Origin of the sequence: Alteromonas sp. ALT199 (genome assembly GCF_018619335.1) — a bacterium.
Classification (GTDB): domain Bacteria; phylum Pseudomonadota; class Gammaproteobacteria; order Enterobacterales; family Alteromonadaceae; genus Alteromonas.
This window is the reverse complement of the sequence record NZ_JAHHDX010000120.1, coordinates 1-13,237: the sequence shown is the minus strand read 5'-3', so window position 1 is coordinate 13,237 and position 13,237 is coordinate 1. Positions and strand designations below refer to the sequence as shown.

The window sequence follows — 13,237 nt, the reverse complement described above, 5'->3', positions numbered from 1 at the left end:
ATTAATTTCTTTAAATTTATTTAGGTCAATATAAATAAGGGTAGACGATTGTTGGCCACGGCTCATACGAGAAATTTCATCACTTAACTGACTAAAAATCTCCCTTCTATTGGCAAGCCCGGTAAGCGAATCGGTTTTCGAGAGGTGCTCTAATTTAGTAACAGCGCTCATCAAAGCTTGCTGCTGTGTTTTCTCTCTCGTTATATCGTCGGCCGTTCCTAAAATAAGCGACTGCATCTCGCGGTCGTCATAGATCAAACTGCCTCGGTCGTGAAGGTACTTCACGTCGCCTTTTGCATCATAAATACGATATTGAATATCCCAATTTTGCAAAGGACGCTGACTGAACACTTTTAAAACACGCGCTTTATCATCTTCGTGCACATGATCGATAAACCCAATAGTATTACAATAAAGCTCATATTCATTGCGACCAAAAATATTTGCATATCCATCATTAACGTAGTGCAATTTTTTTAAATCAGGGGTCGCAACCCAGATAAAGGTTCTATCTGAGAACGCACTAACAATTTTACTAAATAGGGCATCGGCTTGAAAAAGCTCAGATTGGATGCGCTTTTTTTCGTCAATGTCTTCTACGACGGAAATAAAGTAACTTGGGTTACCCCGCCCGTCTTTAACCAATGAAACGGTAAGCCTGGCCCAAACCTGCTGACCATCACGCCGAAGGTAGCGCTTCTCAAGCGTGTAGCTATTAATATCACCCTTTAATAGACTTTCTATATAATTCAGGTCTTCATCTAGATAGTCTGGTGCTGTTAATTCTTGAAAGGTAAGCTTGGTGAGTTGTTCATCTGAATACCCTAAGAAATCACACAGTGGTTTGTTCACTCGGATGAAACTTCCATCCACACTGACATGCGCAAGCCCTACTGGACAAGAGTAAAAAGTTTCTTCAAACATAGGGCATCGCCCCGCCAGGTAATTGCATTCCGTCGCCTCAGAAAAAAGTAGTACCTAGTTCACATTAGGTACGCTTTATACTTTAGTATAGTTTTAGTATAGATCAGTTTTTTTTATTAGCTAATGACTATAACTAAGAAAAAGGCTTAGATAGCGGTTAGAGAAGTGTATATTCAAGCGGTTATTCAAGTATCAAACAAAACAGAAGTCTTTCACCTTATAAAAGTAGCTAATTAGCTTTAAATGCTAACACTGAATTTTTAACTTATTTATGTTTAGTGTTTTATCGTTAGGACAGCATTATGATCGAATTCTCAGTCGTTATCTTTTCTCAGCCTAATAAGCAGGAAGCCCTGCTAGACGCATTAACGCCTTTAGTTAAAGCAAGTCGCGAAGAAACAGGGGCCGTGATGTATGACCTACATTCATGCGAAGAAAGTGTATTTGTAATTACGGAAAAGTGGGAGTCTCAAGCTATGCTTGATGATCATGAAGCCACTGCACACTTTAAAAGCTTTCAGGAAAAAGCAGGTGACCTTGTTGAGAAAGTAATAAGATTACCGCTAGTTTCTATCTAGCTTTGGCAAGTTCTGGTTATTTTTAACGCTGGTAGTTTTGCGTGCAGAAATTTTGAGTACAGCTTTTTAGAAAACGGTGAACGATAACGTTCGCCGCCTTCATCATTCTACACTTTCGCTCAACGAGTTAATCGTTCGTATGGCTTTCTGACCATACTCTCAATTGTTCTAGAATATCTAACGCTGAGCGCCCGAAATCCGTCAAGCTATAAGCAACGGCAATAGGGCGAGAGTCGATAACATTGCGTATAACCATACCGTTGTTTTCGAGCTCTTTAAGGCGTTGATCGACCATTTTACGACTGGCACCGCCTAGCATTCTGCACAAGTCGTTAAACCTAACAGGTTCATCTTTTAGATGATAAATAATAGAGCCTGTCCACTTCCCGCCTATCAAGCGCATACCACGCTCAATCGCGCACGGTTCCGTACACGTATTTAAAACGGTTTTTCTACCCTTAGCATCTGTTTTTATTTCAGTTTTCATTCATGTCCTTTAAAAAAGCACCTAGTAACCAAAAGTAAACTAATTGCTTAGTTAAACAAGGTAACTAAACTATACCACATAAAGCATTTTGGCTGACAGTCGTATACCTCTTGTCAATTAGTCTACTTTATAAATAAAAGGTTCACAAAGTACTAACGCCCAAAGCATAAGACTAATACCGATATACAATAATGTTGGGCAAAAAATACAGGCAAAACAGACCGTTCAAACCAAGACTTACCTTGGCGAGAGCATTTAGACTCTAACTTCACGGTGATGATTACCATGATTGAATTTACATTGAATGGAAAAACAGTGCAGACGGATGCTGCCTCAGATACGCCCCTTGTTTGGGTGATTCGCGATGAATTTGGCTTAAAAGGTACTAAATTCGGATGTGGCGTGGCCATGTGCGGCGTATGTACCGTACATATCGATGGCAATGCTATTCGTTCATGCTCATACCCTGTCTCTCTCGTTAACGGAAAGAAGGTCAATACAATTGAAAGTTTAAACGGTGAGCATCCTTTGCAATCAGCTTGGGTTGAGGAACAAGTGCCACAGTGTGGTTACTGCCAGTCTGGTCAAATTATGCAGGCGGCGACATTACTGAACAACAACCCTACTCCTAGTGATCAAGACATCGTTAATCACATGAATGGCAATTATTGCCGTTGTATGGCTTACACAAGAATAAAAAAGGCGATCAAGCGCGCCGCAACTTCTACCGTGCAGCATTACGATCCTAAGGCTTCATCAGAAGGTGAAAACGCATGAGCATTAAAGACCTATCTAAAGAGAAAAAAGACACTATAAACTTGTCTCGTCGCTCATTTATGGCGGGTTCTTTGAAAACGTCACTTATCATGGCGTTTGGTGCCTCGGCAATTCCATCCGTGTTATCAGCTAAAGAAGCCATTGCAAATAAAACCTTTTCACCTAACGTCTGGTTTGAAATGGATACGCAAGGCCACGTGACAGTGAAAATTGCTAAAGCTGAAATGGGGCAGCATGTGGGCACTGCCTTAGCGCGTATTTTAGCGGACGAACTAGAGTGTGAGTGGGATAAGGTGTCCATTGTGCACGTTGATACCGACCCTAAATGGGGTTACATGGTGACAGGCGGTTCATGGTCTGTTTTCCAAACCTACAAACCTATGTCGCAAGCAGGGGCTGCAGGTCGCCAAGTACTACTTGGTGCCGGTGCTAAATTATTAGGCGTACCAGTATCAGATTGTGAAGCTAACGCGGGCTTCGTAGTATCGGGCAGTAAGAAAATCAGCTACGGCGATATTGTTGCGAACGGCAATATAGATAAGATTTATACGGCTGACGAATTAGAGAGCTTACCGATTAAGCCTGGAAAGAAGAAACACCTTATCGGCTTGGGTAACCAATATAAAGCACTCGATATACCTCCAAAAACAGATGGTACAGCGGTTTACGGCATTGATGTTGAAGTAGACAACATGCTGTACGCTCGCCCCATACTCCCGCCTACTCGTTATGGCAGTAAAGTCACTAAGGTGGATGACAGCCAAGCAAAATCATTGCCTGGTTACAAAGGGTACAAAATTCTCAGCGACCCATCAGGTACCGTTGAAGGATGGGTTGCGGTACTCGCTTCTGACTATCCGACGGCAATCAAAGCTATCGATAAGGTGAAGGTCAGCTATAACGCGGGTAAAACAGGAAATGTGAGCGAAGCTGACATTCAAAAAGAGGGGGAACGAATCTGCCGTGACAGAAGTGAAGGTACGCTGTTTGTCGATGAGGGGAATATCGAGAATGCTGGAAAGCAGGCAGCTGAATCAATCGAGGCCACGTATACCACTGCAACAGCTAGCCACTTTCAACTTGAACCAGTAAACGCGATTGCTGAGTTTAAAGATGAAAAATGGCATATTCATACGGGTAACCAGTGGCAAGGACTTACACTGCCTGCAGTAGCAAAAGCCGCAGAAGTGCCTGATTCCGACGTTGTTATTCATCAATATTATCTTGGTGGAGGTTTTGGCCGTCGTTTATTTGGCGACTGGATAATTCCAACATTGCTGACCGCAAAAGCAGCCGAGCAGCCAGTAAAAATGCTTTTCATGCGCCCAGACGATGCCATGTTTGACCAACCTCGTTCAGCGTCGACATCATTATTTAACGCCTATTTCGACGACGCTGGTAATTTCACAGGGATGGAGCACGCACTTGCTGCCGGCTGGCCAACATTGGCAATGGCTCCAGGGTTTATGCCCGACGGTGTTGATGGTAAAGGCAAATTCGATCCGTTTTCTGCCTCCGGTGCAGATCATTGGTATACCATGCAACATCACCGCGCCCGAGTGATAAACAACAAAGTCGCGCAAGAAACCTTTACTCCAGGATGGCTTCGCTCTGTAGGACAAGGATGGATAGTCTGGGGGCTTGAAAGCTTTATCGACGAAGTAGCCCATAAAGTGAACCAAAACCCCGTAGACTTTAGACTGTCTATGCTAGACGGCAAAGGCAAACAAGCAGGTAAAGCCCCGGAAAGCGTTGGCGGAGCAACTCGCCTTGCTCACACCCTGAAAAAACTTAAAGACAAGACGGCTAATGTTGCGCTAGGTGAGAACGAAGGTATTGGGTTTAGTGTAACTGCAGGCCAAGAACGCACCATGCCTGCATGGCTTGCTACTGCCGCGCATGTTCATGTAGATAAAAGTAGCGGTAAGATCACACTCAAAAAATTATGGGTAGTGGCTGATGCGGGAATTGTCGTTCATCCAGATGGCGCTATGGCACAAATGGAAGGGTCTTTGCTGTGGGGTACTAGCCTTGCATTATTCGAACATAATGAAATTAAAGACGGCTACGTGGCAAAGAAAAACTTAACCACTTACCAACCGCTTAGAATGAGTGATGTCCCTGATATGGACATTGAGTTCATTGAAAGTAATGAATTTCCAGTGGGACTAGGCGAGCCAGGGGTTATTGGCGTAGCACCAGCAGTAGGTAATGCGGTTTATAATGCGGTGGGCGTAAGGTTGCGACATCTCCCCATGTTATCAAGCGACCTCAAAGAGGCGCTGAACGCGTAGGGTCTAGCTATTTAGTATTAATACTAGAACGCTGATACTAAGTATGGAATAAATGAGCAAAGTAAAAAACAACCCGCACTGTTGCGGGTTGTTTTATATTGAAGGAAGGGCTTATTTAACCTAATAGGGCACTAAAGCTTGTTGCTAAAAAAGATAGTGAGCACTTAATACGAACGACTCTGACCCCGGGTTAGTATCCCCTAGCCCACCGTTAGAAATATGACCAACTTCAGCCTCTAGCGAAAAGGTTTCAGAAATGTTGTATAAACCAGAAAGCGATGAGTAAAACTCAATGGTATCGCCTAGATTTTCAGACTCATCGACAATACCGGCATGAAAAGCAACACGTAGGGAAAAGTCATTGTATTTGTAGACGTCTTTTGCCAATCCCGCAGCGAAATAGTGTTGACCTTGATCTGCGTTTACCAAGAGAACTGTTGGTCGAACTCCGTAAAATGATTCAAGCGGTTTGTGAACATAGGCCACATGCAATGCGTAACGGTCTGCGTCATCAAACAGATTCCAAACCGCGGCCCCAGCTTTGAGTTCTGTACCTTGAGGTAGAGCATAGGTGGAAAGCGATGCAAAGGGTGAAAGTAAAGATAATGCAAGTGCGAGTGTTTTTACTGGTGTTTTCATGTTTATACTGTTTTAAGCAAAATTAAAAGTAGCGTTCCGTCTAAGCTTTTTTCGAAGTCGTCTTCGAAGGTATTTCCATTTGTGAGTTCATAATGGTAATTAGGTTACTTTTTTCAACCTACTAAATATTAGTTACCTTATAACTTTGCGGAAACAGACATTACGATTTGCTCTAAACGTAATTATTGCACAAACGATTAGATAGGTGACTGCTGAACTTTGGTGAGCGCTTAACAGCAACAAGACCTAAATAGCTTCAGAAACATTGGCTGTAAAACTGAGTAGAGATGTATGACAGACGAAAACTCCATTAAACATGCTATTGAGAGTACCAAGAACAGTAAAAAGGTACTGGTTTTGTTTGCCCACCCTGCACAAACACACTCTGAAGTAAACGTACCGCTTTTTCATGAAGCGAAGATGAATAGGCACGTCACCGCGGTTGACTTATATGCAGAATACCCCGACTTCAATATTGACATTGAGCGAGAGCAGCAGCGTTTAATCGATCACGATGTTGTTGTTTTCCTGTTCCCACTTTACTGGTATTCAACGCCTTCAATCCTAAAAGAATGGCAAGATTTGGTGCTAGAGTATGGATTTGCCTATGGCCATGAAGGCACCGCGCTTAAAGGTAAATTGTTTCTTTGCGCGATAAGTGCAGGCGGTAAAGAAGAAGCCTATCAAACTGAGGGCTTTAATCATTATACCATCAGACAATTGTTACAGCCTCTGGAGCAAATGGCGCAGATCACCCATATGAAGTACGTTGCGCCTTTCGCGATTTTTGGCTCTCGTACTGCACAAGAAGAACACCGTTTGGCTGAACATAGAGGCAAATGGAAAACCTTGCTAAATAAGCTAACCACAAACACCCTCGATCTGGAAAAAGCCAAGCAAATCGAGAATCTCGCAGACCTTTGTTCTTCAAAAGGAGATTAACGTGACTGGCTATTTCTTATATGCATTTATCTATCTGATTGCGGCTGTGATCGCGGTTCCAATTGCAAAGCGCCTCGGATTGGGTTCCGTGTTGGGCTATTTAATAGCGGGGCTAGTTATTGGTCCCATATTCGGTCTTGTCGGTGATGAGACTGTCGCCATTCAACATTTCGCTGAATTCGGTGTAGTAATGATGCTGTTTTTGGTTGGACTAGAACTCGAGCCTCGCTCACTTTGGGCGATGAAATCAAAACTTATGGGACTTGGCGGCCTTCAGCTATTGCTGACCACAGCCTTCATAACAGGTGCAGCCTTGTTATTTGAACAGCCTTTTGGCATCGCCCTTACCATAGGTCTTATTTTCGCACTATCTTCAACAGCTATTGTTTTGCAAACGCTGCAAGAAAAAGGTCTTCAGAAAACTGAAGGGGGGAAAAGCGCGTTCTCTGTATTGTTGTTTCAAGATATCGCCGTTATTCCTATGCTAGCGCTTATTCCCCTTCTTGCCATACCTGAACTGGTTGCAGCTGGAAGCGCACAGGGTGGTGATACAGGGGCACATGATAGTTTCAACCTAGTTGAAGGGCTTGCTCCTTGGGCGTCTGGCCTAGTAATTATTTGCTCGATCGCTTTTGTTACCATTGGTGGGCATTATTTAAGCCGTCCTTTATTTAAGTTCGTAGCCGCATCGGGTTTACGGGAAATATTTACTGCAACTGCACTTATGCTGATTATTGGGATTGCGGCTTTAATGGGGCTTGTAGGGCTTTCTCCTGCTCTTGGCGCATTCTTAGCGGGCGTGGTTTTGGCAAACAGTGAATTCAGGCATGAACTCGAAGCCAATATCGAACCGTTCAAAGGTTTATTGCTGGGTCTCTTTTTTATCACGGTAGGCGCAGGCATTAACTTTTCTGTGCTTTCTGAAAACCCGATGTTAATTGCAGGGCTAACCGTTGCCGTTATGCTGGTTAAAGCTATTGTGCTGTTTATCATTGCATTAATCTTTAAAATAAAAGGCACGAATAAGTGGCTGTTCACACTTAGTCTTGCACAAGCAGGAGAGTTTGGCTTTGTACTGCTAAGTTTTGCCTCGCAAAATTACGTATTGCCCGGCGACATTATTTCTATACTTTCTCTCGTTGTGGCCATTTCCATGTTCTTAACGCCAGGGCTTTTCATTCTTTTTGACAAAGCAATAATTCCTCGCTACAAAAATGCAAAATCACAGCGTGATGAAGATGTCATTGACGAGAAAGGCACAGTAGTGATTGCCGGTATTGGTCGTTTTGGGCAGATTATCAATCGCCTCTTAGTAGCCAACGACGTTAAAACCGTTGTGCTAGATATCCGTTCCGAGCAAATAGATCTTTTCAGGCGCTTCGGCAATAAAGCTTATTTTGGCGATGCATCTAAGCCCGACATTTTGCATACCGCAGGAGCACACGAAGCATCTTTATTGGTTATTGCCATAGACGATAGAGAGACCGCCGCGGAAATGGTGAAGTACGCCAAGCACGCCTTTCCCAATGTTAAAGTACTTGCTCGAGCCTATGACCGCGGGCATAGTTATCGCTTGCGTCAGTTGGGTGCAGACCTTGTAGTATCAGAAACGTACCACAGTGCGCTTGAAATGGGTGCTGAGGCGTTACGCTCACTTAATATTCACCCCTTCCTAGTTGAGCGACAAAAGATGGCTTACAAAAATATTGAGTCTCAGCAGAACGATGTTCTGTATCACGCGTGGGTGGATGATGCTAGTGGCGAGCGGATAGACAACAACTATCTGAAGCTCTTCAGTGAACTAGAAACGCTAATTGCTAATGCTCTGAAAACAGATTTACATGATAAACACTCGAAGATGCGCGGCTGGACGCCACCTCCAAAGGGGTATGCTGAAAAACTCGCGCCGGATGAGAGGCCCAGTAAACCTAGTTCGTAATCAGCGTTTAACGAGGTGTTTTTCTATCATTAATTCGCACTTTACTTCGAAAATGGTGATAACCAATCCCCGGCTTGTACTTTTAACTGTTAATAAATATATGATCGAAAAAGGCAAATAACGCTATAACCTTTATGTCTATCAAAGTTGGCGTATATTAGTTCTTTCATCTCCCTTTCGTAAAGAAAGGTGGGCATGCGCACGATACAGATAACCCATTTTCCAAATGGGAAGAATAGTGGTCTATTGAAATGGAGAGTTACCATGTTGTTCGAAAAAAGTCTCTTTCACAGTGTAGCCATGCGCGCTGTGTTTTTATTTACTGCAATTGCTGGATTAAGTGCGTGTGAAGACCCCCCCACTCCACCGAAAGCTGTTTCATCAACACCGGTAACGCTTTATAAAGTACAGCATTCAGACGAGACCATTGCTAAGTTCCCAGGGCAAGTAGAAGCGGCTGAGTATTCTAACCTTTCATTTCGTATTGGTGGCAAGCTTCAAGAGCTTACAGTGAAAGCAGGCGAAGAAGTTAAAGAAAACCAGCTTATCGCTCGACTAGACGATAGGGACGCAAAAGCACAGTTAGCCACTGCCCAATCGCAGTTTGACGTGACTTCGGCCATGTTTGAACGCATGGAAGCGTCGGTTGAAAAAGGCGCAGTAAGCCGCTCAACCTTTGATGAGGCAAAAGCCAATTTTCTGGCCGCCAAAGCTAGCCTTACTAACGCGCAAGACCAGCTTAGTTATACCGAGCTTCGTGCACCTTTCGCGGGGCTTATTGCATCTGTACCTGTTGAAAACTATCAAGTAATTGTGCCACAGCAAACCATTGCCGAGCTTCATATGCCCGGCGCTATTGACGTAACGTTTCAGCTACCAGAACAAAAAATGCGCATGATTGATCGCTCTCGAGCCCGTGAAAACCGTAAGTCAGAAATGGCGTGGGTTACCTTTTCTGGTATGCCAGAGAAGCGTTACGCGGCCATGTATAAAGACCATGAAAGTACCACGCGACAAGGCGAACTTAGCTATGAAGTGACGATTACCCTGCCAGAACCCGACGACATCAATGTACTATCTGGTATGAGCGCAACAGTGTTACTTGATATGACCAAGCTTATTGAGTCTGATGCGAAACTTTGGTTAGTGCCCTTTGGCGCTGTGGTTACTGACAATACAGAGCCAGATAAAGCAATTGTATGGCGCTTTAAACCTAGTAACGAAGACGCGAAGAAAGGCTCTGTAGAGGCGGTAGAGGTAATGATAACTCGAGGTATCTCTAACGGTCTTTTAATTGAAGGGCCGCTCAACGACGATGACAAAATTGTTGCCGCAGGGGCTCATTTAGTAAAAGAAGGGCAAGCTGTTACAGAGTGGACGAAAGAAGGAGGCCTGTAAGCTATGGTCGAGTATTTTTTTCGCCAAAAAGTAATAAGCTGGATGGTCGCCATTATTTTAGGTGTTGGTGGCATTGTGTCTTTCTTAGGCCTTGGTCAGCTAGAGTTTCCTGAGTTTACGATTAGAAGTGCTCTAGTGATGACGCAATACCCGGGGGCTACGCCCGAACAAGTTGAAGAAGAGGTTACGCTTCAGCTTGAGAAAGCTATTCAGCGTATACCCAATGTGAAGCGCATTAGTTCTGTGAACATGGTAGGGCTATCGCAAATTACCGTTGAATTAAAGAGCAGCGTTCAAGCTAAGGATTTAGAGCAATACTGGGACAATTTACGCCGTAAAGTTGGTGACGCCCAAGCTTCACTGCCACCTGGAACCGGTACATCGATAGTTAATGATGACTTTGGCGATGTGTACGGGCTTTTAATGACCTTACAAAGCGAAGACTATTCATTAAAACAGTTAGAAGATTTTGCTGACTTAATGCAGCGAGAAATTCAGCTTGTAGAAGGCGTTAAAAAGGTAAACATTGCAGGCACCGTTTCCGAGCAAATTATCGTGTCTTTAGACCATGATAAGATGAAAACGCTTAACGTTTCTGCTGACTCTATTGCTGGCCTCTTAACCGCGCAAAATGTGGTAGGTAACGCCGGTTCAATTAAAGTTCAGGGTAAACGCCTTTCTATTCAACCCACCGGAGAGTTTGATAATTTAGAAGCATTAGGTCAAGTTGTTATTGGTTCACCCGCAAGCGGCCTTATTCGCTTAACCGACATTGCAAATATTGAGCGCACGTTTAACGACACCCCATCTATTTTGTATCACAGTTCTGGTACCCCTGCGCTTTCCATCGGTGTGTCTTTCGCGTCGGCGGTAAATGTAGTGGATGTGGGTAACCGGCTTGAAAGTAAAATTGCGGAGCTAGAAAAGCGCATGCCCCTAGGTATGAGTCTCAATACGGTATACAACCAGCCTACAGTAGTCGACGATTCTGTTACCGGCTTCCTCATCAATCTTGTTGAAGCGGTGGCCATCGTTATTTTCGTACTGCTGCTATTTATGGGCTGGCGCAGCGGCGTGCTGATGGGGCTTATTCTTGTTCTTACTATTCTTGGCACCTTTATTTTAATGTCGATAAAAGGTATTGAACTTCAAAAAATATCCTTAGGCGCGCTTATTATTGCGTTAGGTATGTTGGTCGACAACGCCATTGTAGTTACCGAGGGTATGTTAGTTGGCGTAAAAAAAGGCCAAACTAAACTTCAGGCTGCGAAAGATGTGGTGTCTCAAAATGGTTTACCACTACTAGGCGCTACCGTTATCGCTATTACAGCATTTGCACCTATTGGGCTTTCGCCTGATGCCACTGGTGAGTTTGTGGGCTCACTGTTTTGGGTATTGTGTTTCTCATTGTTTTTAAGCTGGATCACTGCTCTTACTATAACGCCCTTCTTTTTTGACTTGTTATTTAATACCGAAAAAGAACGCGGTTCTGGTGATGATGACGACCCCTACAAAGGTATTATTTTTACCGTTTATAAGCGATTACTTACTGCTGCTATTAATTATAGATACATTACTATAACGCTTGTAATAATTGCTTTGGTAGGTAGCGTTGCATCGAGCCAATTCGTGAAAAACGCTTTTTTTCCTAACTCATCTACCCCTCTTTTCTTTGTTGATTTACGTTTGCCAGAAGGAAGCGACATTCTTACTACCGAGCAGTCTATTCGCAACCTAGAAGAGAAAGTGATGGATATGCCAGATATCGCCAACATCACTAGCGTGATAGGGGGCGGTGCGCAGCGTCTTACGCTAACTTATTCGCCTGAAGACCGCTATGCCAGCTACGGACAACTTATTGTAGAAACCAATACAGTAGAGTCTCGAGATGCCAGAATGCGAGAAATTATTGAGTTACTACGCGAAACTTTCCCAAATGTGCAATATAAAGTGCAAGCACTTCAGGTAGGCCCTTCTGCGAAAGCAGCCATAGAAGCTAGGATCTATGGACCAGAGCCTGAGGTTTTGCGTGAGATAAGTAGTGATGTTGAAACCATATTTCTACAAGAAAAAACCATGGATAGCGTGCGTTTATCTTGGAGTAATAAAGTACCATTTATTGAGCCTGTCTTTTTAGAAGAGCAAGCTAGACGCATTGGTGTAACCCGTGACGCGGTTCATACTGCCTTCTTATTAAACAATGAAGGTGAAACAGTGGGCCTATACCGCGAAGGCAGCGATTTAATTCCTATTGTAATGCGTAACGACCCAAACCAGCGCTATGATATTGACAACCTTGCATCACTTAACGTGTGGAGTCAGGAGCAAGGTAAATATATAAGCATGGCTGACGTTATAAGCAATGTTGATGTGTCTTTGGACAATCCCATTATAAAACGCCGAGACAGAGTGCGCATGTTAGCTGTCTATGCTGAACCACTTCCACTTTCTGGGGAAACCGCCGCTAGTGTGCAAGCCAAAGTTCGCCCATTGGTAGACGAGCTCGAACTGCCAGATGGATATCGTATTGAATGGGGTGGTGAATACGAAACTTCAACGGACGCGCAAAGCGCGCTATTTGCTAGTATGCCTTTGGGTATTTTAGGTATGTTTATTATTACGGTATTACTGTTTGGTAAATTTCGTCAAGCGTTGGCAATTTGGGGCGTTATTCCCCTTACCACCATTGGCATTATCGGAGGTTTGGTACTTGTCGGTGCCCCATTCACTTTTATGGCGCTACTTGGCAGCTTAAGCCTTATAGGTATGGTACTTAAAAACGGTATCGTGTTAATGGAAGAGATAAACGTACAGGCGAAAGGAAATGGCGGCGCTTTCGACGCAGTAATTGCCGCGTCCGTATCCCGTGTACGCCCTGTCTCGATGGCAGCCATTACAACAATTTTGGGTATGATCCCGCTATTTTCTGATGCCTTCTTTGCATCGATGGCAGTAGTGATTGTATTTGGCTTAACAGTGGCGACGATACTTACACTGTTTATTTTGCCCGTGCTGCACTGTACATTCCATGGAATTAAATCTGAATAATACGAACACTTTCAAACTGTTTAATAGATCGTAAATTTTAGCGCTAAAACGGCGCCACTTTGACAACCTAAAAAGCCAGCAACAGGAAGCATTTTCTGATGCTGGCTTTTTGTTTTAACTTTACTCCAACCTTTCTCCTCAACAAAATTACACCATCAAGTTTACTTTTTAATACTTTAATATATTATATGTAAACTACACTGTATAGTTT

Annotated in this window: 10 protein-coding genes; 7 read left to right on the top strand and 3 right to left on the bottom strand. The window is 43.7% G+C overall.

Annotation, left to right across the window (positions count from 1 at the left end; all coding sequences use genetic code 11):
• On the bottom strand, window positions 1-924 hold a 924-nt coding region (locus tag KL866_RS13120), incomplete at its 3' end, for a GGDEF domain-containing protein (protein WP_214995363.1).
• Between the two features lie 302 nt (window positions 925-1,226).
• Here KL866_RS13120 and KL866_RS13115 point away from each other — a divergent pair.
• The gene (locus tag KL866_RS13115; RefSeq protein ID WP_025254828.1) at window positions 1,227-1,502 is read left to right on the top strand and encodes a putative quinol monooxygenase; all 276 of its coding nucleotides are present in this window, start codon (window positions 1,227-1,229) and stop codon (window positions 1,500-1,502) included.
• 127 nt (window positions 1,503-1,629) lie between these two features.
• On the opposite strand, the gene KL866_RS13110 is transcribed toward KL866_RS13115, so the two are convergent.
• A complete protein-coding gene (locus tag KL866_RS13110) occupies window positions 1,630-1,989 on the bottom strand; it encodes a helix-turn-helix domain-containing protein (RefSeq protein ID WP_025254827.1) in 360 nt (119 codons plus the stop codon).
• A 285-nt stretch (window positions 1,990-2,274) separates the two neighbouring features.
• On the opposite strand from KL866_RS13110, the gene KL866_RS13105 reads away from it, so the two are divergent.
• Together KL866_RS13105 and KL866_RS13100 are read left to right on the top strand one after the other, a co-directional pair.
• Window positions 2,275-2,766 (top strand): (2Fe-2S)-binding protein, encoded by a 492-nt coding sequence (locus KL866_RS13105; RefSeq protein WP_025254826.1) that lies wholly within the window; start codon window positions 2,275-2,277, stop codon window positions 2,764-2,766.
• Entirely contained in the window at window positions 2,763-5,060 is a 2,298-nt protein-coding gene (locus KL866_RS13100; protein WP_029661370.1) for a xanthine dehydrogenase family protein molybdopterin-binding subunit, read from the top strand. The genes KL866_RS13105 and KL866_RS13100 overlap by 4 nt, the downstream gene beginning before the upstream one ends.
• 144 nt (window positions 5,061-5,204) lie before the next feature.
• Here the strand turns inward: KL866_RS13100 and KL866_RS13095 are convergent, their stop codons facing one another.
• Complete coding sequence (locus KL866_RS13095; RefSeq protein ID WP_025254824.1) at window positions 5,205-5,699, bottom strand: acyloxyacyl hydrolase; 495 nt, start codon at window positions 5,697-5,699, stop codon at window positions 5,205-5,207.
• 291 nt (window positions 5,700-5,990) lie between these two features.
• On the opposite strand from KL866_RS13095, the gene KL866_RS13090 reads away from it, so the two are divergent.
• The 4 genes from KL866_RS13090 to KL866_RS13075 all read left to right on the top strand — a co-directional run bounded on the left by KL866_RS13090 (window position 5,991) and on the right by KL866_RS13075 (window position 13,026).
• Entirely contained in the window at window positions 5,991-6,641 is a 651-nt protein-coding gene (locus KL866_RS13090; protein ID WP_025254823.1) for an NAD(P)H-dependent oxidoreductase, read from the top strand.
• A 1-nt stretch (window position 6,642) separates the two neighbouring features.
• Entirely contained in the window at window positions 6,643-8,580 is a 1,938-nt protein-coding gene (locus KL866_RS13085) for a monovalent cation:proton antiporter-2 (CPA2) family protein (protein ID WP_025254822.1), read from the top strand.
• A 264-nt stretch (window positions 8,581-8,844) separates the two neighbouring features.
• Window positions 8,845-9,978, top strand: a complete 1,134-nt coding sequence (locus KL866_RS13080) for an efflux RND transporter periplasmic adaptor subunit (protein ID WP_025254821.1) — start codon at window positions 8,845-8,847, stop codon at window positions 9,976-9,978.
• Window positions 9,979-9,981: 3 nt separating this feature from the next.
• Entirely contained in the window at window positions 9,982-13,026 is a 3,045-nt protein-coding gene (locus KL866_RS13075; protein WP_214995361.1) for an efflux RND transporter permease subunit, read from the top strand.
• Window positions 13,027-13,237: the final 211 nt, after the last annotated feature.

Coding starts and splice junctions, on each gene's coding strand:
- KL866_RS13115 (WP_025254828.1), top strand. CDS start 1,227: ATGATCGAATTCTCAGTCGTTATCTTTTCTCAGCCTAATAAGCAGGAA.
- KL866_RS13110 (WP_025254827.1), bottom strand. CDS start 1,989: ATGAAAACTGAAATAAAAACAGATGCTAAGGGTAGAAAAACCGTTTTA.
- KL866_RS13105 (WP_025254826.1), top strand. CDS start 2,275: ATGATTGAATTTACATTGAATGGAAAAACAGTGCAGACGGATGCTGCC.
- KL866_RS13100 (WP_029661370.1), top strand. CDS start 2,763: ATGAGCATTAAAGACCTATCTAAAGAGAAAAAAGACACTATAAACTTG.
- KL866_RS13095 (WP_025254824.1), bottom strand. CDS start 5,699: ATGAAAACACCAGTAAAAACACTCGCACTTGCATTATCTTTACTTTCA.
- KL866_RS13090 (WP_025254823.1), top strand. CDS start 5,991: ATGACAGACGAAAACTCCATTAAACATGCTATTGAGAGTACCAAGAAC.
- KL866_RS13080 (WP_025254821.1), top strand. CDS start 8,845: ATGTTGTTCGAAAAAAGTCTCTTTCACAGTGTAGCCATGCGCGCTGTG.
- KL866_RS13075 (WP_214995361.1), top strand. CDS start 9,982: ATGGTCGAGTATTTTTTTCGCCAAAAAGTAATAAGCTGGATGGTCGCC.